At 75.3% G+C, this 19,036-nt stretch carries 18 protein-coding genes; 8 read left to right on the top strand and 10 right to left on the bottom strand.

Annotation, left to right across the window (positions count from 1 at the left end):
- Window positions 1-66: 66 nt before the first annotated feature.
- On the bottom strand, window positions 67-1,320 hold the full coding sequence (locus ACI2LW_RS04660) for an aromatic acid exporter family protein (RefSeq protein ID WP_404729669.1): 1,254 nt from the start codon (window positions 1,318-1,320) through the stop codon (window positions 67-69).
- 141 nt (window positions 1,321-1,461) lie between these two features.
- Window positions 1,462-1,956 carry an FBP domain-containing protein gene (locus ACI2LW_RS04655; RefSeq protein ID WP_404729668.1) on the bottom strand — a complete coding sequence of 165 codons (495 nt, stop codon included), beginning with the start codon at window positions 1,954-1,956 and terminating at the stop codon, window positions 1,462-1,464.
- Between the two features lie 265 nt (window positions 1,957-2,221).
- Between ACI2LW_RS04655 and ACI2LW_RS04650 the strand changes: the two genes are divergently transcribed.
- Entirely contained in the window at window positions 2,222-3,538 is a 1,317-nt protein-coding gene (locus ACI2LW_RS04650) for an ROK family protein (protein WP_404729667.1), read from the top strand.
- 16 nt (window positions 3,539-3,554) lie between these two features.
- Window positions 3,555-4,766: a cysteine desulfurase-like protein gene (locus tag ACI2LW_RS04645; RefSeq protein WP_404729666.1), complete on the top strand. Its 1,212-nt coding sequence runs from the start codon at window positions 3,555-3,557 to the stop codon at window positions 4,764-4,766.
- 187 nt (window positions 4,767-4,953) lie between these two features.
- Here the strand turns inward: ACI2LW_RS04645 and ACI2LW_RS04640 are convergent, their stop codons facing one another.
- The 3 genes from ACI2LW_RS04640 to ACI2LW_RS04630 form a co-directional block, all read right to left on the bottom strand.
- On the bottom strand, window positions 4,954-5,763 hold the full coding sequence (locus ACI2LW_RS04640) for an SAM-dependent methyltransferase (RefSeq protein ID WP_404729665.1): 810 nt from the start codon (window positions 5,761-5,763) through the stop codon (window positions 4,954-4,956).
- A gap of 123 nt (window positions 5,764-5,886) precedes the next feature.
- Window positions 5,887-6,141 carry a DUF397 domain-containing protein gene (locus ACI2LW_RS04635; protein ID WP_404729664.1) on the bottom strand — a complete coding sequence of 85 codons (255 nt, stop codon included), beginning with the start codon at window positions 6,139-6,141 and terminating at the stop codon, window positions 5,887-5,889.
- A 2-nt stretch (window positions 6,142-6,143) separates the two neighbouring features.
- The gene (locus ACI2LW_RS04630) at window positions 6,144-6,965 is read right to left on the bottom strand and encodes a helix-turn-helix domain-containing protein (protein WP_404729953.1); all 822 of its coding nucleotides are present in this window, start codon (window positions 6,963-6,965) and stop codon (window positions 6,144-6,146) included.
- Window positions 6,966-7,556: 591 nt separating this feature from the next.
- On the opposite strand from ACI2LW_RS04630, the gene ACI2LW_RS04625 reads away from it, so the two are divergent.
- The 3 genes from ACI2LW_RS04625 to ACI2LW_RS04615 all read left to right on the top strand — a co-directional run bounded on the left by ACI2LW_RS04625 (window position 7,557) and on the right by ACI2LW_RS04615 (window position 9,607).
- Window positions 7,557-7,976 (top strand): ATP-binding protein, encoded by a 420-nt coding sequence (locus tag ACI2LW_RS04625; protein ID WP_404729663.1) that lies wholly within the window; start codon window positions 7,557-7,559, stop codon window positions 7,974-7,976.
- A 770-nt stretch (window positions 7,977-8,746) separates the two neighbouring features.
- Window positions 8,747-9,259, top strand: a complete 513-nt coding sequence (locus ACI2LW_RS04620; protein WP_404729662.1) for a DUF6624 domain-containing protein — start codon at window positions 8,747-8,749, stop codon at window positions 9,257-9,259.
- Between the two features lie 84 nt (window positions 9,260-9,343).
- A complete protein-coding gene (locus ACI2LW_RS04615) occupies window positions 9,344-9,607 on the top strand; it encodes a hypothetical protein (RefSeq protein WP_404729661.1) in 264 nt (87 codons plus the stop codon).
- A gap of 265 nt (window positions 9,608-9,872) precedes the next feature.
- Here the strand turns inward: ACI2LW_RS04615 and ACI2LW_RS04610 are convergent, their stop codons facing one another.
- The gene (locus ACI2LW_RS04610) at window positions 9,873-10,901 is read right to left on the bottom strand and encodes an SDR family oxidoreductase (RefSeq protein WP_404729660.1); all 1,029 of its coding nucleotides are present in this window, start codon (window positions 10,899-10,901) and stop codon (window positions 9,873-9,875) included.
- A 171-nt stretch (window positions 10,902-11,072) separates the two neighbouring features.
- On the opposite strand from ACI2LW_RS04610, the gene ACI2LW_RS04605 reads away from it, so the two are divergent.
- Window positions 11,073-11,351, top strand: a complete 279-nt coding sequence (locus ACI2LW_RS04605; protein ID WP_404729659.1) for a helix-turn-helix domain-containing protein — start codon at window positions 11,073-11,075, stop codon at window positions 11,349-11,351.
- On the top strand, window positions 11,348-13,261 hold the full coding sequence (locus ACI2LW_RS04600) for a helix-turn-helix domain-containing protein (protein WP_404729658.1): 1,914 nt from the start codon (window positions 11,348-11,350) through the stop codon (window positions 13,259-13,261). Before ACI2LW_RS04605 ends, ACI2LW_RS04600 begins: the two co-directional genes overlap by 4 nt.
- A 68-nt stretch (window positions 13,262-13,329) precedes the next feature.
- On the opposite strand, the gene ACI2LW_RS04595 is transcribed toward ACI2LW_RS04600, so the two are convergent.
- The 4 genes from ACI2LW_RS04595 to ACI2LW_RS04580 all read right to left on the bottom strand — a co-directional run bounded on the left by ACI2LW_RS04595 (window position 13,330) and on the right by ACI2LW_RS04580 (window position 18,089).
- Entirely contained in the window at window positions 13,330-14,301 is a 972-nt protein-coding gene (locus ACI2LW_RS04595) for an SDR family NAD(P)-dependent oxidoreductase (RefSeq protein WP_404729657.1), read from the bottom strand.
- Window positions 14,302-14,728: 427 nt separating this feature from the next.
- Entirely contained in the window at window positions 14,729-15,985 is a 1,257-nt protein-coding gene (locus tag ACI2LW_RS04590) for an aromatic acid exporter family protein (RefSeq protein WP_404729656.1), read from the bottom strand.
- 340 nt (window positions 15,986-16,325) lie between these two features.
- Window positions 16,326-16,982, bottom strand: a complete 657-nt coding sequence (locus ACI2LW_RS04585) for an HAD family hydrolase (protein WP_404729655.1) — start codon at window positions 16,980-16,982, stop codon at window positions 16,326-16,328.
- 69 nt (window positions 16,983-17,051) lie between these two features.
- Window positions 17,052-18,089 carry a PHP domain-containing protein gene (locus tag ACI2LW_RS04580; RefSeq protein ID WP_404729654.1) on the bottom strand — a complete coding sequence of 346 codons (1,038 nt, stop codon included), beginning with the start codon at window positions 18,087-18,089 and terminating at the stop codon, window positions 17,052-17,054.
- Between the two features lie 128 nt (window positions 18,090-18,217).
- On the opposite strand from ACI2LW_RS04580, the gene ACI2LW_RS04575 reads away from it, so the two are divergent.
- A complete protein-coding gene (locus ACI2LW_RS04575; protein ID WP_404729653.1) occupies window positions 18,218-19,027 on the top strand; it encodes an SDR family oxidoreductase in 810 nt (269 codons plus the stop codon).
- Window positions 19,028-19,036: the final 9 nt, after the last annotated feature.

Raw genomic sequence — 19,036 nt, 5'->3', positions numbered from 1 at the left:
GGAACCCCGGTGCGGTGGCGCGCACCCCGCCCGGGCGAACGGGCACCGGGCGCGCGCCCGGTCCCCTCACCGAGAACGCCGCTCGAGGTACTGCCGGTTCCGTGCCGCGCCGACCGGCGCGCCGAGCCGGTCCGCCAGCCGGGTCAGCCGCGGCAGGCGCTCGAACTGCTCACGGGTGTGCCGGTCCAGCTCCTCCAGCAGCCGCTGCGAGCGGTGCTCGATGTCCATCTCGTCGAGGATGCGGTTGACCTCGGTGAGCACCGCGCCGTGCAGGTGCCAGTTGCCGGCGTCCTGCTGCACCTCCTCCAGCAGCAGCTGCGCCAGCTTGTCCCGGGTGGCCCCGGCCTGGCGCAGTTCGGCGGCCAGCCGCTCCTCGGCCGACTCGGCGCTCAGGCTGACGTCCGCGGTCACCAGCACCGCGTAGCTGACCACGGCGTCGGAGATCTCGCACAGCAACTGCTGCACCAGGGCGCCGGTCTGCGGCGAGAACAGCGGCTCGGGCGCGCGCTGCTTGGCCAGGTCCGTGAAGGTGCGCGCCAGCACCCGCAGCACGACCGTGCAGATCTCCAGCGTGTCCAGCCCGGTGCGCAGCACCACCCGGTTCAGCAGCCCCTCGCGCACCCGCGGGTTGAGCTTGAGGCTGTCCTCGGCCTGCCGCAGGGCGCTGTCCACGTCGGCGATGTCGTGGTCCAGGCGGCGCGCCTCGTGCAGCCGGGCGGCCGCCTGCTCCACCGGCAGGCCGCCGGTGATCTCGTCGCCCATGTGCAGCATCAGCTGCCGCATCCGGCGCGCCAGCCCCTCGATCGACTCGCCCGCCTGCTCGGTCCACACCGGCGGAGCCAGCAGGATGTTGCAGGCCAGGCCGACCGCCGCGCCGATCAGCGTCTCCACGATCCGGGCCCAGGCCGTGCTGCCCACGGTGGTGACGCCGAGGACCAGCATCGCGCTGATCGCCACCTCGGCCACGAACTCGTCCACCCGCACCAGGTGCCCGACGGCCAGCCCGGCCAGGATCACCAGCGCCAGACTCCACCAGGTCAGCCCCACCAGCAGTGAGAAGGCGATGGCCACGATCACGCCGGCCACCACGGAGTTCACCCGGCGGATGCTCGTCTTCAGGGTGGCGAACAGGGTGACCTGGACGACCAGCAGGGCGGTCAGGGGAGCGGTCAGCGGGGCGGGCTCGGGGCTCAGCCACTTGGCGATCACATACGCGATCGTCGCGGCGACCGTCGACCGCAGCGCCTGTACCACCAGGGGGTGACGGTGCCGTTTCACCAGCCCCATGAGGGACGAGGCCCACTTGTGTACAACGTGCATCTCTTCCGCTCTTCCCCGTTCACCGCCAGGCCGAACGTGCGGGTGTGCCGCGGCGTGCCGGAAGCACCGGGCGGGCGGAGGAGCGGGCGCGCGAGGAGTGCCGGGCGTACCGGGAGTGCCCGGCGTGCCGGGGGCGCCCGGTCAGGCGCCCAGCTTGTCCAGGAAGGCGGCCAGGTTGCCGGTCGCCCGGGCGATCTGCTCCTGAAGGGTCAGGCTCTCCTCGAAACGGGCGCCCGAGTCGGGCACCTTCTTGCCGCGCACGTACAGGGAGCAGGCCAGATCGCTGCACATGTACACGCCGACCGAGTTGCCCTCGCGGCCCGCCGCGCCCGCCTTGCGCGCGGTCATCAGCGACACCCCGCCGCCGCGGTGGGTGGTCAGGCACACCGAGCACAGACTGCGGTGCAGGAAACCGCGCTGGGAGGGCGGGAAGCGCAGCGCCACGCCCACCGGCCGGCCCTGGCGCTCGGTCACGAGATAGCTGCGGTCCGGGGCGCCCGGATCGCGCCAGCCGAGGAAGTCGAGATCGTCCCAGGGCCGCTCGCCCAGGTCGCGCGGCACGGCCAGGCGCTTGGCCTCGCCCTTGGAACAGTTCACGAAGGAGGCGCGGATGTCCTGCTCGGTCAGTGGTCTCATGAAAGCCTCCGGGGGAGTGCGTCGGTGCGGAAGGCGGAAAAGGAAGCGAAACCTAAGGGCATTAGCTTCAAAGCTAGGGTAGGCAGCTTGGCGGGCCGTGGGCCAACGGATTTCCGCCGCCGGGTCCCCGTGTGATGACGGAAAGCGGCTCAACGGAAGACTCACGGCTTAATTTATTGCGTGGTCTAAGTGAGGGAGGAAGTCGCGCACACGTGGCTCGCGACGGTATGTTGCAGCTCGGGAAGACGGTTGACAGGGGAGCCACATGGCGGGGCGGAACGGGCGCACGGTGCGCGATCTCAGGCGGGGCAACCGTACGGCCGTACTGCAGCGGCTGTACTTCGACGGTCCGCTCAGCCGCTTCGAACTCGGCCCGGCGACCGGCCTGAGTTCCGGCTCGGTCAGCAACGTGGTGGCCGACCTCGTCGCCGACGGCCTCGTGGAGGAGGCGGGCAGCGTCGACTCCGACGGAGGCCGCCCGCGCACCCTGCTGCGCGTCGCCCCGGGCAGCGGCCACATGATCGGCGTGGACGTCGGCGAGACCCGGGTGCGCGTCGAACTGTTCGACCTCGCCCTCACCGAGCTCGCCCGCACCCAGCGCCCGCTGGAGTCCCAGGGGTACGACGTCGGTGTGATCACCGGCCACGTACGGGACGGCATCGCCGAGGTGCTCGCCGCCGCCGGTCTCGCACCCGAGCTGCTCCTCGGCGTGGGCATCGGCGTCCCCGGCATCGTGGAGCGCACCCCCGACCGCGGCGCCGTGGTGCACGGGCAGACCATCGGCTGGGACGCCGTGCCCCTGGAGGCCCTGCTGCGCGCCGGCACCCAGCTGCCGGACGGCGTGCCGTACTTCATCGACAACGGCGCCAAGACGCTCGGACAGGCCGAGATGTGGTTCGGCGCCGGACGCGGCGCCGGCAACGCGGTCGTGGTGCTCTTCGGCTCCGGTGTGGGCGCCTGCCTGGTCACGCCCGAGGTCGAGCGCGGCCGGGCCGTCGAATGGGGCCATCTGACGGTACGGGTGCGCGGGCGCCGCTGCCGGTGCGGCGCGCTGGGCTGCCTGGAGGCGTACGCCGGCGCCGAGTCGCTGCTCGCCCGCTGGAGCGAGGGGGGCGGCAACCCGCCGCGGGACGCCGACGAGGAGACCGCGCTCACCGCCATGCTGGCCGCCGCGTACCCGCCCGAGGGCGCCGCCGCCGACCCGGTGGCGCTCGCCGTGCTCGAGGAGACCGCCGAGTACCTGGGCGCCGGCCTGTCGGACCTGATCAACCTCTTCCAGCCCGAGCGGATCCTCATCGGCGGCTGGGCCGGCCTCCAGCTAGGCGCCCGCTTCCTGCCCGCGGTGCGCCGGCACGCCACGGCCTACGCGCTGCGCCACCCGGCGCGGAAGGTGCGCATCGACCTCGGCCGCCTCGGCCCGGACGCCGTCACGGTCGGCGCCGCCATCCTCCCGCTCGCCGACTTCTTCGCCCGCGGCGGCCACCGCGCGGAACCCGCCCCCGAGGCCCGGCTCCCGGCATGGCAGGCTGCGCTGGAGGAGCGCAGATCGCCGAGCGCGCCGGGCGCCGGCGCGGTCCAGTGAGCCCGAGGAGTCCCAGGTGAGTCATGACATCGACGCCGTACGCGCGCAGTTCCCCGCGCTCAAGGCGGGCTGGGCCCACTTCGACGGCCCCGGCGGCAGCCAGACGCCCCAGCCGGTGATCGACGCGGTCGCCGACGCGCTGGCCGGCCCGCTGGCCAACCGGGGACAGTGCACGGAGGGGGAGCGCAACGCCGAGGAGTGCGTCGGCACGGCCCGGCGGGCCATGGCCGACCTGCTCGGCGCGGAGCCCTCCGGCATCGTCTTCGGGCGCAGCGCCACCCAGCTCACCTACGACTTCGCCCGCACCCTGGCCCGGACCTGGGCGCCCGGCGACGAGGTGGTCGTCACCCGGCTCGACCACGACGCCAACATCCGGCCCTGGGTCCAGGCCGCCGAGGCGGCCGGCGCCGTCGTGCGCAGGGCCGCCTTCGACCCGGCCACGGGCGAGCTCACCCCCGGCGACATCGCCGCCCAGCTGTCCGGCCGCACCCGGCTGGTCGCGGTCACCGCCGCCTCCAACCTGATCGGCACCCAGCCCGACCTCCCCGCGATCGCCGCCCTGGCCCACGACGCGGGCGCCCTGCTGTACGTGGACGGCGTGCACCACACCGCCCACGCCCCGGTCGACCTGGCACGGCTCGGCGCGGACTTCTTCGTCTGCTCCCCGTACAAGTTCCTCGGACCCCATCTGGGCGTGCTCGCGGCCCGGCCCGAGCTGCTCGGGACCCTGCGCCCCGACAAGCTGCTGCCCTCCACCGACGCCGTGCCCGAGCGCTTCGAACTGGGCACCCTGCCCTACGAGCTGCTGGCCGGCACCCGCGCCGCCGTGGACTTCCTCGCCGGCATGGACCCCGGGGCGCGCGGCACCCGGCGCGAACGGCTGCTCACCTCCCTGGCGTCCCTGGAGGAGCACGAGGACGCGCTGCGCCGCCGCATCGAGGAGGGCCTGGCCGGTTTCCCGGAGATCACCGTGCACTCGCGCGCGGCCCGCCGCACCCCCACGCTGCTGCTCACGATCCAGGGCCGGGACACCGCCGACGCCTACCGCCATCTGGCCGGACGGGCCGTCGCCGCGCCGTCCGGCTCCTTCTACGCCCTGGAGGCGTCGCGCCACCTCGGCCTGGGCGACACCGGCGGCCTGCGCGTCGGCCTGGCCCCGTACAACACCGACGAGGACGCCGACCGGCTGCTGGAGGCACTGGCCGACTTCCTGCGGACGCAGCACTAGGCGGCTGGGGGAGCGCGGCGTCGGGAGACGGCCGGGCGTCCGACGGCCGCATCGGCGGCCGGGATCGGGCGGCCGCCTCGGCAGCCGGGGATCGGGCGGCCGCGTCGCCCGCCGCGGCTCGGGGCCGGGCGCCGGGGACGGGCCCGCCGGAACGGGCTGGGCCGGCCCTCGATGCCCGGCCGCTCCGTCAGGGTTTGCGGGCCACGCCGCCGTAGATGTCCGTGGGCTCGGGTGCGCTGCCCGGCTCAGGGCGCCACAGGGGGCAGGAGACGATGCCGGGCTCGAGCAGTTCCAGGCCCTCGTAGTAGGCGGCCAGCTGTTCCGGGCTGCGCAGGACGTAGGGGACCGCGCCGGTGTCGTCGTAGCCCTGCTGGGCCTCCTTGAGGGACTGGTCGGTGTCGGTGCTGTCGTAGTGGACGAAGTAGCTGCCGGGGCACAGCGCCGCCTGCAGCCGGCGGACGATGGACTTCGCCTCCTCGTAGTCCTGGACATGCCCCAGGATGCCCATCAGCATCAGGGCGACCGGCCGGCCGAAGTCCAGGATCTTGCCCGCCCGTTCAAGGATCACCTCGGGCTCGTGCAGGTCCGCGTCGAGGTACTCGGTGACCCCCTCCGGCGTGGAGGTGAGCAGCGCCTCGGCGTGACGCAGCACCAGCGGGTCGTTGTCGACGTAGACGATGCGTGCACCGGGGGCGACGCGCTGGGCCACCTGGTGGGTGTTGTCGTAGGTGGGCAGCCCGGTGCCGATGTCGAGGAACTGGCGCACGCCGCACGCGCCGGCCACGTGCGTCACGGCCCGGATCAGGTACTGGCGCGAGGCGCGCGCCATGGTCTCGATGGTCGGCGCGTGCTCGCGGTAGGCGTCGCCCGCGATGCGGTCGACCTCGTAGTTGTCCTTTCCGCCCATCCAGTAGTTCCAGATCCGGGCCGAGTGCGGCACCGTGGTGTCGATCTTGGACAGGGCGTCCTGGTCGGTGGTGGGCCGGTCGTCTGCCATGGAGGTCTCCTGCCGTGCGTCACGCCGTGTGACTCCACGCTAGCGTCAACATCCGTTTCAGTGGCGTGAGTTGGGAATGCCGGGAGCGGGACGGCCGCGGGGCCGCCGCGCGAGGGGTGCTTTTCAGTCGACCAGGAAGTCCGCCAGGCCCGCCTTGGCGCCCCGGAGGAAACTGATCATCTCGTCGCGGGTGTAGACCAGGGCCGGTCCGTCGGGGTCGGTGGACTGGCGGAAGGCGACGCGGCCGTCGGGCAGCCGCTTGGCCTCGACGCAGGAGCCGCCGTTGGTGCCGCTCCAGGGCTTGTGCCAGCCCTCGCTGCCCAGGTCGCCGGCGGGCATGCCGTTGCGGACGGGGCCGTTGGCCGCGGTGAATTCCATGATCACAACTCCTTGCGCAGTTCGCTGAGGATCTCCCTGGTCCGTGCGACCGGCTCCGCCTGCACGGACATCCGGTCCAGTACTTCGAGATAGGCGACGACGTCCTCGGGGCGGTCGTAGTAGACCGAGCCCGCGAGGTTCTCCGTGTAGACGATGTCGGGCAGTTCGGAGAAGCCGAAGCGGAAGTGGTGGAAGGGGCCGTAGGCGCCCGGGTGCGCCCCGACGGAGAAGCGCATGACCTGGATCCGCACCTTCGGCATCTCCAGCGCCTCGGCCAGCCGGTCGATCTGGGCCCGCATCACCTCCCGGCCGCCGACGGGACGGCGCAGCACCGTCTCGTCGACGATGGCCCACACGGCCGGCGCCTCCGGTTTGGCCAGCAGTTCCTGGCGTCGGAGCCGCAGGTCCACGCGCCGGTCGATCTCGTCCTTCGACTCGTTGGGGAAGCCGACCCGCATCAGGGCGGCGGCGTAGTCGTGGGTCTGCAACAGGCCGGGGACGTAGTGGGGTTCGTAGAGGCGGATGACGCTGGCCTCGCTCTCCAGGCTCACGTACGCCTTGAACCACTCCGGCAGCACGTCGCGGTACTTGTACCACCAGCCCGGCCGGTTGGCCTCCCGCGCCAGCGCGAGGAAGTCCTCGGTCTCCGCCGCGGGCACCCCGTAGGTGCGCAGCAGCTCCCTGACGTACGGGATGCGCAGCCCGACCTCGGCCTTCTCTATCCGGCGGACCGTCAGCGGGGTCACTTCCAGTGCGCGCGCCGCCTCCTCGAAGGACACGCCGGCCTGTTCCCGCAGCTGCTTCAGGCGCTTGCCGAGGACCATCCGCAGGACGGTGGGCGCGCTGCCGCCGGAGCGGTTCTCCCTCACGTCCTGCCTCCCGGTGCGGCCGTCACAGCGTGCAGTCTGCCACGGCGCCGCCGACACGGACAGGGTGATGCGGGCGTTCTGAAATTATCAGAACGCAGGTTGCGATCCGCGTGTGTACGCGACCATAGTGACCGCAGGCGCTGCCGCGGGGGCCGTCGCGCCGACGGTCAACCGGGGGCACCGGCAACGGAACTGACGTTCCGGCAGACGCGGAACCCGTGGGGCGCCCGGCCCCGGCCGCACACCACCGCGAGCGAGACCTGGATGGCCACCGTGACCGACGGACAGCCGAGGAGCGCGTACCGCGCGGGAGCCCGCGCGCGGCTGCGCCGGCGGTCCGCCGCCGCCCCCGGCGCCGCATCCCGAGGAGGACCGATGACGCCTTCCTGGGCGTACCGCCGCGGCCCGTCGCCCTCAGGGGCACCGGCACCGGCACCAGCGGCGGCACGGGCGGCGGCACCGGCCCGGGCCGGGGACGGTACGGCGGGCGGCGCACCCGCCGGGCGGGCGGAGGGCGTGGGGTCCGCCGCCGGGGAACCCCTGCGCGTGCGCTCCACCGTGCCCGCGGACCCCTCCTGGGCCGCTGCCGTACGGCGGCTGGTGGCCGACCACCTCGCGGAGCTGCCGTTGCCGGCCGACGACCGCGACAGCGCGGTCCTCGCGACGGACGAGCTGTTCGCCAACGCCGTCAAGCACGCGGGCACCGGACCCGGCGACAAGGTCACCGTCACCATCGAGTGGAGTGCGGGCACCCTGCGCGTGACGGTCGCCGACCCTTCGCCCGGGTGCCCGTGCCCGGGTGCGGCGGACCCCGCCGACCCGGCCGCGGAGTCGGGGCGCGGACTGGCCATCGTCGCCGCGCTGACCGACGAGTGGGGGACGGCCCCGCCCGAGGACGCGGGCGCGGGTGCGGGTGCGGGCAAGAGAGTGTGGTTCACGTTACGGCGACGGGGTGCGGCACCATGATCGATCCGGCTGAGCGCCCCGGCGGCCGCCCGGCCGAGGGCGCGGGCGCGGGCGGGCACAAGGGCACGGCGCCCGGCGCGGACGCCGTGCCCGGGCGCGCGCCCGCCTCCTCCCGGACCCCGGCGGCGGCACCGCCGCACGGACAGGTGCCGCACACGGCCACGGCCACGGCCGCGGCCGCGGCGCCGAGGCCGGAACGGCCCGCGCGGGGCGTGCGGGGCGGTACGGGCATCGCGCCGGCGAAGGGTGCGGCGCGCCCGGCGCGTGCGGCGCACGCGGGGAGGACGGCGGAGGCGGAAGCGGAAGGGGCAGCGGCGGGTACGGCGACGGAGGCGCGCGGGCTTGCGGGCACCGCGCCGTCGCCGACCGCCGCGCCGTCGTCGGCCGTCGCGCCGTCGCCGTCGTCGTCGCCGGCCGCCGCGACGGTGGGCACGGCGCCTGGCGCACCCGTGGGCGAGGAGTCCCGCCCGCGCGGGCGGGAGGCGTCCTGTCTGCCCTGCCCGCCGGGGGAGGAGGCATCCCGGGGGGCCGGGCGGGAGGCGCCGTCCCGCCCGTCCAGTCCGCCCGCGGAGGAGGCGTCCTGCCTGCCTGAGCGGGAGGCGCCGTCCCGCCCGTCCCGCCCGCGCGGGCGGGAGGCGTCCTGCCCGCCTTGCCCGCCGGGGGAGGAGGCGTCCTGCGGGGCCGGGCGGGAGGCGTCCTGCCCACCCTGCTCGCCCGCAGGGGACGCGTCCTGCCCGCCCGTGGAGGAGGCCCCCCGTGGGGAGCGCGGCGTGTCGCCGCCGACGCGGGCGCTCGCCCGCGCCCTGGCGGCCGAGCTGGTGCGCAGGGCCGGCGAGGACCGCGATCTGGTCCGCGGGACGGCCGCCGCCCCCACGCCGGAGCGCCGGCGCGAGGTCGAACGCTGCCACCGGGACAACGCCGAGGCACTCGCGCTGATCGTGCGGCGGCACGGCTGGCCGGACGCCGAGCTCGTCGGCGCCGCCGCGTCCACGGCCGCGCTGATGATCCTGCTGCACGCCCCGGACCTGGACTTCCGGCTCCACTGCCGGGATCTGATCGCCCGGGCCGCGGCGGACGGCCGCTGCCCCCCGGTCCACCTCGCCTACATCGCCGACCACTGCGCCGTGGAACTGGGCGAGCCGCAGTTCTACGGCACCCGGATCGACCCGGCGACCCTGCGCCCGTACCCCGTGCGGCGACCGGAGACCCTCGACGAGCGGCGGCAGGACGTCGGCCTCGGCCCGATGGCGGAGCAGATGCGGGCGCTGCGGCTGCGTGGCTGACTCCGCGCGGCCGTCCGGCGCCCGGGTTTCGCGGGCCGCCCCGGAGGTACTCGCGCGTGGGCCGCGACCAGAAGGGAGTACGCCGTGACCGATCACCGCCGTGAAGCACCCGGCGAGAACGGCGCGCCCGTTCCCCGGGACATGCCCGACCAGCAGGTCCGCGAGGGCGAGGACCCCTGGGACGCCGCCCCGGTGCGGGAACCGGACGGGGGGAACGGCTCCGAGGACGACGGGTCCGGGCCGGACGCCGCGCCCGGCACCGACGAGGCGGGCAGCGGGCCGCGCGGCGCCCCGGAGCAGGGGACCGTGCACCCCGAACACCCCGTCCCGCAGGAGCCGTCCGACTGACGGCCACCGTCCACTCCCGACCTCGGTCCGCGACCGGTCCCTGGGCCCGCGACCGGCCCCTCGGCCTGTGACCGATCCGCGATGTCCGGCTCCCGACCCCGCGCGGCAAAGGCCGGCCGGCGGCCAACGGTCTCCCGACCCCGAAGGCCGTGGTCGCCCTGAAGGAGGCCGGTGGTCGTCGCGAAGCCAGTGGTGCCCGCGGCGGCCGGCCGGCGGCCACCGGCCGGCCATCGTCGCGACCGCCGTCGCCGGAAGCCCGGCCTCCTCAGCCGACCTTGCGGCCCCGCAGGGGTTCCGTGTCCGCGCCCTCGCCCTGCCGCAGGCCCTCCAAGAGCTCCTGCAGCACCTCGGTCGCCGTGCGATCCGGGGTCCAGCCCAGCTCGGTGCGGGCGCGGGTGCAGTCCAGCAGCGGCAGGCGCAGGACCGCGTCGAACAGGTGGGGCGAGGCGGGGAGCAGGTGCAGCCCCCACGCCGCGGCGATCGCCGAGCGGACCGCGCCGCGCGGCAGACGCACCGGCTTCGCGTCCAGCATCTCGCTCAGCACCCGGGCGTCGAGCGGCGGGTCGGCGGCCAGGTTGAAGGCCCCGCGCACCTCGTGGCGCAGGGCGAGCTGGTAGGCCCGCGCCCCGTCGTCCGTGTGCAGCACCTGCACCCGCAGACCCGGGATGTCCGGCAGGAACGGCAGCAGTTCGGGCCGCGCCAGCGGTCCCGGCAGGAACTTGCCGCCGAAGATGCGGCGCTGCTCGCTCGCCGACTCCCGTTTGAAGAGGAAGCCGGGACGCATGCGTACCACCCGGACGTCCGGGTGGTCCCGCTCGAAGACGTCCAGGACGCGTTCCAGATACGCCTTCTCCCGGGTGTAGGCGGCGTCCGGCCAGCCGTGCGTCGGCCAGGACTCGTCGACCGGGCGGTCCTTCGGCCCCGGGGAGTACGCGCCGACGGAGGAGGCGTGCACCAGGACCGGCACCCGAGCGGCGGCCACCGCCTCGAACACGCGGATGCTGCCCAGCACATTGGTGTTCCACGTCGTCGCCGGATCGTGGGTCGGCTGGAACGCCCAGGCGAGGTGGATCACCGCGTCGGCGCCCTCGAACTCCTCGGCCAGCGGGGCCTGCTCGGACGCCACGTCCACCGCCGCCCACTCCGTCCGCGGCGGCGACCACCGCGGGATCCGGCGGGCCAGACCCCGCACCGAGGCCACCTCCGGATCCTCCGAGAGAAGGCGTACGACACTCGTGCCCACATTGCCGGTGGCGCCCGTGACGACCACCCTGCTGCCCGACGCGCTGCTCACCTTCGGCTCCTTTCCCGACGGCTGCCCGTGCGCGGCCCGAGTACCCGGTGGGCGCCGGCTGAACGCGGCCGGCCGTGCGCGGTCCCGGACATGCGCGAGCGGGGCATGCGGGGCATGCGTGAGCGGCAAGGTCCATGCGGATGGCGTATGCCGCCAGGTAGAGTGCGCGCTGTGGGACTGTCCTTGGGAGAACGGGTGAGGTCGTCGGTCGCGGCCCTGATGCACGCCACGGGTGAGTCGCAGGCGGACCTCGCCGTGGCGCTCGGGGTGAGCCAGGCCCAGGTGAGCCGCCGTCAGTCCGGCAGCGCTCAGTGGAGCCTCGCCGACTGCGACGTCCTCGCCGCGCACTTCGGCATCGACGTGCTCGATCTGCTGGCCGGACCGACCCGGGCCTACGAGTGCCTGCCCGCGCGGCGGCGCCGCGACGACCGGGGGAGGGCGGCCCGATGAAGGACTTCGACGCGATCGACGCGCTGCTGGCCGGCGCCCGCCAGGAGGTGCCGCTGCCCGCGGCCGGGGAGCGCCGGGACCTGCGCGAGCGCCTCGGGCTCTCCCGCGCCCAGGTGGCCCGCGCCCTCGGGGTGAGCCCGTCCACGGTGGGCGGCTGGGAGGCCGGCCGGGACCCGGCGGGCGAGGCACGCGAGAAGTACGCGTACTTCCTCGAGGGGGCGCGCACCCGGCTTGAGGAGCGCGCCGCCGGTCCGGAGAAGCCCGGCGCCCGGGCGACGGCCGAGGCGGACGCGGAGGCCGGGGCCCAGGCACAGGCGAGCACGGAGGCCGTAGTCGGAACCGGAGCCGTAGCCGGAGCCGGAACCGGTGTCGGACCGGGAGCCGAGTCCGGGGCGGGGACGAAAGCGGCACAGACGGACGCGGCAGGGACGGCCGGAACAGGAACAGCCGGGACCGGGACAGCCGGGACCGGGACGGCCGGGACCGGAACAGCCGGCACCGGGACGGCCGGGACAGGGACGGCCGGGGCTGGAGTCGGGGGCCCGGGGGCCGGGCGGCCGCCGTGGGTGCCGGACGCGGCCGTCCCCGACGACGTCGAGGTGCTCGCCGCCCCCCGCCCCTGCGTGCTCTGCGGCGCCCCCGCACACCACCAGGTCGCCGGCTTCCCCCAGCACCTGGACCCCGCCGAGTGCCGCACCCCCGCCCCGCCGGCCTCCCAGCCCTCCCAGGCCCCGGCGGCCCCCTCCGTGCCGTCCGCACCGTCCTCCGGGACCGCCTCCCCCGGCCCGTCCGCCCGGACCGCCCCCGCCGCCGGGGCCGCACGGCGGGGCCGGCCCGCGACCGCGGGGATCGGCGGCCGTCCGGCAGGGCCGGGCGGGCCGGCCCGGTCCGGCGGGCCCGTCCAGGTGGTGCCCGCCGGGCGCCGTCTGCGGGCCGCGTCCGACAGCCCCGACCTGATCGGCCAGGCGGTCGCCGCCGCGCTGGCGCGGCACGAGGGGGACATGGAGGCGGCCACCGCCGAACTGGTCAGGCGGGCCATCCCGGACGCGATGGCGCTGCTGGACGAGACCCGCAAGGGCGGCCGGTACGACGTCGTCGCGCACCCCTGGCTGCCGGACGTGCTGCGCAAGCAGAGCTCCCGCGGGGCGGACCACATCTGGGAGGCCCGGCCCAAGTGGGCCCGGCGCGAACTCCCGCCCGGCAGCCACCTGGTGACCGCGCTGGACGTCAACGGCGCCTATCTCTCGGCGCTCAAGACCCATCTGCCGATCGGGCAGCTGGAGCACTCCACCGGGTTCGCGCACGACCGCCGCCGGGCCGGCGTGCACCTGATCACGCCGCCGGTCTGGGAGCACGACGCCGACCTGCCCAACCCGATCGGCAGCCGCGACGAGCCCGGCCCGCTGTGGGTGACGGAACCGACGCTGCGGCTGCTGCTGCGGCTGTCCGGACCGAAGTACGGCCTGTGCGAACCACCCGAGATCCACGAGTCGTTCACCTCCGGCGCGACGGAGAACCTGCTGGAGAAGTTCCGCGTCGCGCTCAAGGACGCGCGCGACCGGGCGATCGCCGAGGACGACGAGGTGACGCTGGAGTACGTCAAGGCGATGTACTCCAAGTTCGTCTCGACGATGGGGGAGTCCCACTACAACCGGGAGCTGTACCGCCCCGACTGGATGCACCTCATCCGTTCCCAGGCCTTCGCGAACCTCTGGATGAAGGCGTACAAGGCGTACGAGGCGGGTCTGCTGCCGGTGCGCGCGATGGGCACCGACGAGCTGCACGTGATCGGGGACTGGCGCCAGGTGTTCGCCGAGGGCCGCGGGGTGTCCGAGGTGAAGGTCAAGGACACGTACACGGTCGGCGAGGAGGACCCGGCTCCCGCCGCACCGGACGACGGCGACGACTGAGGCCGGCGTCGTCCGGTGCGGCCGGCGCGGCCCGCGCGGTCCGGGGCGCGGCCCGCGCGGACGGGCCGCTACCGGCCGGCGAACGCGTCCACCCCGGTCAGTTCGGCCGACAGCTCCCACAGGCGGGCGGCCTGGTCCGGGTCGGTGGCCCAGGACTTGACCCCGGACCGCCCCTCGTCCCCCTCCCGGGTGGGCTCGGTGATGTCGCAGTCCTCCAGGTAGACGCCGCCCAGTCCCTCCAGCTGCGGGGAAGTGGCCGCCCAGACCTGGGTGGCGGCGCCCTGCTCGGGCGTCTTGAACCCCTCCGGGTTCAGCGGCTCGCCGCTCTCGTCGATCCAGCCGCGCTCGACCATCTCCTCCTTCGCCAGGTGCCGCTGGAGCGGGGTGAGGATGCCGCCCGGGTGGAGGGCGAAGGCCCGCACACCGGCGTCCCGGGCCAGCCGGTCCAGGTGGACGGCGAACAGTACGTTCGCGGTCTTGGCCTGGCCGTAGGCGGCCCACTTGTCGTAGCCCCGCTTCCAGTGGACGTCGTCCCAGCGGACGCCCGAGATGTGGTGGCCGCGGGAGGAGACCGAGACCACCCGGGCGCCGCCCGGCTCGATCGCCGGCCACAGGCGGTTGACCAGGGCGAAGTGCCCGAGGTGGTTGGTGGCGAACTGGGCCTCCCAGCCGGGGCCGACCCGGGTCTCCGGGCAGGCCATGATCCCGGCGTTGCCGATGAGGAGGTCGACGGTGCGGCCGGAGGCCAGGAACCGTTCGGCGAAGGCGCGGACGCTGTCCAGGTCGCCGAGGTCGAGTTCGTCCACCTCGGCGCCCTCGATCCCGGCCAGCGCCTCGCGGGCGGCGCCGGGCCGGCGGGCGGGGACGACGACCCGGGTGCCCGCCTTCGTCAGCGCACGGGTGGTCTCCAGGCCCAGCCCCGAGTAGCCGCCCGTGACGATCGCGAGCCTGCCGGTGAGGTCGATGCCCCGGAGTACGTCGTCGGCGGTGCTGGTGGCGCCGAAACCCGAACCGATCTTGTGCTGTGGCGTAGTGCTCATGTCCGGAACGCTACGAATTGGAGTGCTCTCGAAGTCAAGCGCCCGCCCCGGCGGGTCGACACCCGCGGATCGACGGCTCGCGGGTGGACCGCTCGCGGGAGAACGGCCCGCGGGTGGACGGCTCGCGGGTCGACGGGTGGGGCCGTATACGAAGAAGGCCGTATACGAAAAAGAGCGAACGGACGGGCGGGGCCGTGGACGAAAAGAGCCCCGGCCGCGACGGGGGAATCACGGCCGGGGCGGCATGGTGTGGGCGCCGATGGCGGTCGCCTCTCGGCGATGGGCTCCACAGGGCTTCAGCCGAACGATCTTCCCTGTGGGCGATAGGTGAGGCCCGGGGACACTGTCCCATCCGCACCCACGGTCTGTTCAACGGAGAACCACCTGCGGATGTTCCGCCGGAGGCCCGCGCGTGCGGTGACGCGCGTCACTGCCGGACGGCGCCGGGGACGACCTCCGCCCACACGTTCTCCGCCTGCAGCAGCAGCGAGCCGAGGACCGTGGCGCGGGCCGCCTCGCGCCCCGCGTGCTCGCGCAGCGCCTGCTGGACGTGGGCGTGCAGGTCCGCCATCTCGCGCGGTTCCCGCGGCCCCTCGCCGCCGGGACCGGGGCCGGGACCTGGGCCCGGGGTCCGCCCGTCGCCCGGCCTGTCGCCCGGTCCGCCGCCCAGGAGGCGCCCGGCCTCCGCACGGCACGCCTCGGCGAGCAGCTCCAGCAGCCGGCCGTACGTCCGCAGGACGGCGCCCTCGGGCGGGCTGGGCTCCCGCGCGTCGTCGGTGGCGACCGCCAGCGTGCGGGTGAGCGCCCTGATGTGGCCGGTGATCCGGCCCCAGCGCTCGTCCTCCTCCTCGGGCGGCACCGCGGCAGGCGCACGGCGCAGCCTGCGCAGAGCGCGGCCGGTCAGACGCAGGCTCTCCCGGCTCCAGCCGCGGGCCGAGCGCAGCGCCGCCATCCGCTGCTCGAGCCGGTCCGAACGGCGCGACCAGCCGGCCGCCGTGCCCTCGTCCCAGTCCTCCCCGGCCAGGTCGGCGGCGATGCCGTGCAGGACGTCCGCGGCCTCGCGGGCCAGCGCGGCCAGGTTCTCCCGGACGTCGCGCAGGTGGATCGGCGGCAGGACCAGCGCGTTGACGGCGACCCCGATCACCGCGCCGAGCGCCGCCTGCCCCAGCCGGTGGCCGACGGCCGCGGCGGACACGCTGCCCGTGGCGAGCGTGAACACGGCCGTGGTGGCGCCGTACACCCCCTGGTCGCCGAAGCGGGACCAGTTCGCCAGCAGCATCAGGACCGGTACGCACAGCGCCAGGGCCGCGGTGGTGCCGCCCGCGACCGCCTGCGCGAAGGAGGCGAGCAGCGCCCCGGTACAGATCGCGGCGAACTGCTGCACCGCCTGCCGCAGCGAGCTGAAGACCGTCGCCTGCACCAGGACCAGCGCGACCCACGGCGCCATCAGCGCCATCGGGTCGCCCAGCCAGACCCTGGCCACGAGCCAGGCCAGCAGCGCCGCTCCCGCCGCCTTGAGCGACTGGATCACCGTGTCCCGCTCCCGGCCCGGCCCCCGCCAGGCGGCCCGCACCGAGCGCCCGACCGCGCGGGCCTCCTCGCGCACCGCCCGGACCGGCCCCACCCCGGCAGGCCGGTCCGCCGCACGTGTCTGCTGTCCCGAAGCCTTGGTCGCGCATGCCATGCGGTGGGGGTATCCAGGGATCACGCCTCCTGCGCCGCACGTGACGCACCTCTCACGCGCCGGCCCTCTCACGCGCCGGCTCCCTCAGGCGCCGGCCGCGCCTCCCCACGCCCGCCCGCGTCCACCGCTCGCCGTGCGACCCGCGTCCACCGTTCGCCGTGCGACCCGCGTCCACCGTTCGCCGTGCGCGACCCGCACCCTCCGCCCGCCGGACGCGACCCGCACCCACCGCCCGCCGGACGCGACCCGCACCCTCCGCCCGCCGGACGCGACCCGCACCCACCGCACCCCGCGCACACCCTGCGGCGGGTTCCCGGGCCCGCGCCGGGCCGGACGGGTCTCAGGCCAGCGGGCTGTCCGCCAGCGACGCCAGCAGGTGCGCCGGGTCGTCGTAGACCGCCCCCGCGCCCGCCTCCTCCAGGTCGGCGCGGGGGATGCCGCCGCACAGCACGCCCACACAGCGCACCCCGGCCCGGGTGCCGGCCCGCATGTCCCACACGGTGTCGCCGACGAGGACGGCCCGCTCCGCGGGCACCCCGGCCAGTTCCAGGGCGTGCTCCACCGGCTCGGGCGAGGGCTTGCCCTCCGCCACGTCGTCGGCGCTCGCCGTGGCGGCGATGGCGTCGTCGGCGTCGATGGCGCGGCGCAGCGCGCCCAGCTCGGCCCCGCTCGCCGAGGTGGCGAGGACCACCGTCCAGCCGTCCTCGTGCAGGTGCCGCAGCAGCCGGCCGGCGTCCCGCAGGGCGGGCAGCCGGTCGAAGTACTGGGCGTACAGCGTCTTGTGGGCGGCGCTGAGCGCCGCGTCCCCCTCCTGGTCGCGGTCCTCGCCGAGCAGGTGCGCGATCAGGTCGGTGGAGCCCAGACCCACGGACCGGTGGATCGCGTGCATGGGCACGTGGTGCCCCGCCTGCCGGAAGGCCTCCCACCAGGTGATCACATGGAGGTGGTTGGTGTCGACGAGGGTTCCGTCGACGTCGAACACGGCGGCACGGTCCATCCTGGTTCCTTTCGCTCCGGGCCCCGGCGGCCCTCCCGGGACCTTTCCCGGCCCGTACGGGTACCGCGTTCAGGCGCTCGTCACTCCGGACGGCGTACGGCGCCGGCGCGCCCAGTCCAGCAGCTCGTCCGCGGACCAGGTGGTCACCACGCGTTCGGGCGGCACCCCGCACTCCTCGGCCCGCGCGCATCCGTGGATCTGCCAGTCCAGCTGGCCGGGCGCGTGGGCGTCGGTGTCGACGGCGAACAGCACACCCGCCTCGACGGCCCGGCGCAGCAGGCGCCGCGGCGGGTCCAGCCGCTCGGGGCGGCTGTTGATCTCCACGGCCGTGCCGGTCTCGGCGCAGGCCGCGAACACCGCGTCCGCGTCGAACTCCGACTCCGGCCGCCCCCGCCCGGTCACCAGCCGCCCGGTGCAGTGCCCGAGCACGTCGGAGTGCGGGCTGCGCACCGCGGCCAGCATCCGGCGGGTCATCGAGCGGGCGTCCATGCGCAGCTTGGAGTGGACCGAGACCACCACGACGTCCAGCCGCCGAAGCAGTTCCTCCTCCTGGTCGAGCGAGCCGTCCTCGAGGATGTCGCACTCGATCCCGGTCAGCAGCCGGAACGGCGCCCACGTCGCGTTGAGCCCCGCCACCACCTCCAGCTGCTCGCGCAGCCGCTGCGGCGACAGCCCGCGGGCGACCGTCAGCCGCGGCGAGTGGTCGGTGAGCACCGCCCACTCGTGCCCGAGGCGGGCGGCCGTGCGGCCCATCTCCTCGATCGGGCTGCCGCCGTCGGACCAGTCGGAGTGCAGATGGCAGTCGCCGCGCAGCAGGGCCCGCAGCTTCTCCCCGCCCCGGGCGAGCGGCTCGCGCGCCTCCTGCTGGAGCTTGACGAGGTATCCGGGCACCCGCCCGGACAGTGCCTCGCGCACCACCTCCGCGGTCCGCGGGCCGATGCCCTTGAGCGACTCCAGCGTGCCGGCCGAGGCCCGCTCGGCGACCTCCTGGGCGGGCAGCGCGGACAGCACCCGGGCGGCGGTGCGGAAGGCGCGCACCCGGTACGTCGGCGCCAGCGACCGCTCCAGCAGGAAGGCGATCCGGTCCAGTGCCTCGACGGGGTCCATGGCCACCTCCACCCCCAGGGTTCCCCGGCGGCACGCCCGCCGCACCGCGCGGCTCCGCGGTTTGCCCGGTACCGCCCCGGGTACCTGCGATGACCCGTCGGAAAGGTTCGTCCCCCAGGAGGCACGTCATGCCCGCCCCCACCTCCGCCACCCCCGGGGTGGCCGTGATCACCGGCGCGGACTCGGGCATCGGCCGCGCCACCGCCGTCCGCCTGGCCGAGGCCGGCCTGGACATCGGCATCACCTGGCACAGCGACGAGCAGGGCGCCGAGGACACCGCGCGGGAGGTGCGCGCCAAGGGCCGCCGTGCGCAGACCGCCCGGATGGACCTCACCCGGCTGCCTCAGGCCGCGGACGTCCTCGACGAGCTGTGCGAGCGGCTCGGCCGGATCGACGTCCTGGTGAACAACGCCGGGACGGGCACCGCGACGCCCTTCCTCGACCTGAACCTCGACGACGTGCGCGAGGTGCTGGACGTCGACCTGGTGGGGCCGTTCCTGTGCGGGCAGCGGGCGGCCCGGCGGATGACCGCGCAGGGCGGCGGCGGCCGGATCGTCAACGTCACCTCCGTCCACGAGCACCAGCCGCGGGTCGGGGCCGCGCCGTACTGCGCGGCCAAGGGCGGCCTCGGGCTGCTCACCCAGGTCATGGCCCTGGAGCTGGCCGAGCACGGCATCACCGTCAACGCCGTCGCGCCCGGTGAGATCGCCACGCCCATGACCGGCCAGGAGGACACGGACGTGCACACCGTGCACCGTCCCGGCGTACCGCTCGGCCGCCCGGGGGACGCCCGCGAGGTGGCGGCCGTGATCGCCTTTCTGGCCGGACCCGACGCCTCCTACGTCACCGGCGCGTCCTGGAGCGTGGACGGCGGCATGCTGCGGATGGGCCCGATGGCCGGCTCGCACCTGACCGGTGACGACTGGCGCCGTCCCTGAGCGGGCCGC

Source organism: Streptomyces sp. NPDC004065 (assembly GCF_044903565.1).
GTDB lineage: Bacteria > Actinomycetota > Actinomycetes > Streptomycetales > Streptomycetaceae > Streptomyces.
Note: the sequence above shows the minus strand (reverse complement) of the source record. Positions and strands in the feature narration are given on the sequence as shown.

Bases quoted from the DNA above. Each gene is read 5' to 3' on its own strand.
- ACI2LW_RS04660 (WP_404729669.1), bottom strand. From the start codon at position 1,320: ATGCACGTTGTACACAAGTGGGCCTCGTCCCTCATGGGGCTGGTGAAA.
- ACI2LW_RS04655 (WP_404729668.1), bottom strand. From the start codon at position 1,956: ATGAGACCACTGACCGAGCAGGACATCCGCGCCTCCTTCGTGAACTGT.
- ACI2LW_RS04650 (WP_404729667.1), top strand. From the start codon at position 2,222: ATGGCGGGGCGGAACGGGCGCACGGTGCGCGATCTCAGGCGGGGCAAC.
- ACI2LW_RS04640 (WP_404729665.1), bottom strand. From the start codon at position 5,763: ATGGCAGACGACCGGCCCACCACCGACCAGGACGCCCTGTCCAAGATC.
- ACI2LW_RS04635 (WP_404729664.1), bottom strand. From the start codon at position 6,141: ATGGAATTCACCGCGGCCAACGGCCCCGTCCGCAACGGCATGCCCGCC.
- ACI2LW_RS04630 (WP_404729953.1), bottom strand. From the start codon at position 6,965: ATGGTCCTCGGCAAGCGCCTGAAGCAGCTGCGGGAACAGGCCGGCGTG.
- ACI2LW_RS04600 (WP_404729658.1), top strand. From the start codon at position 11,348: ATGAAGGACTTCGACGCGATCGACGCGCTGCTGGCCGGCGCCCGCCAG.
- ACI2LW_RS04595 (WP_404729657.1), bottom strand. From the start codon at position 14,301: ATGAGCACTACGCCACAGCACAAGATCGGTTCGGGTTTCGGCGCCACC.
- ACI2LW_RS04590 (WP_404729656.1), bottom strand. From the start codon at position 15,985: ATGGCATGCGCGACCAAGGCTTCGGGACAGCAGACACGTGCGGCGGAC.
- ACI2LW_RS04585 (WP_404729655.1), bottom strand. From the start codon at position 16,982: ATGGACCGTGCCGCCGTGTTCGACGTCGACGGAACCCTCGTCGACACC.
- ACI2LW_RS04580 (WP_404729654.1), bottom strand. From the start codon at position 18,089: ATGGACCCCGTCGAGGCACTGGACCGGATCGCCTTCCTGCTGGAGCGG.
- ACI2LW_RS04575 (WP_404729653.1), top strand. From the start codon at position 18,218: ATGCCCGCCCCCACCTCCGCCACCCCCGGGGTGGCCGTGATCACCGGC.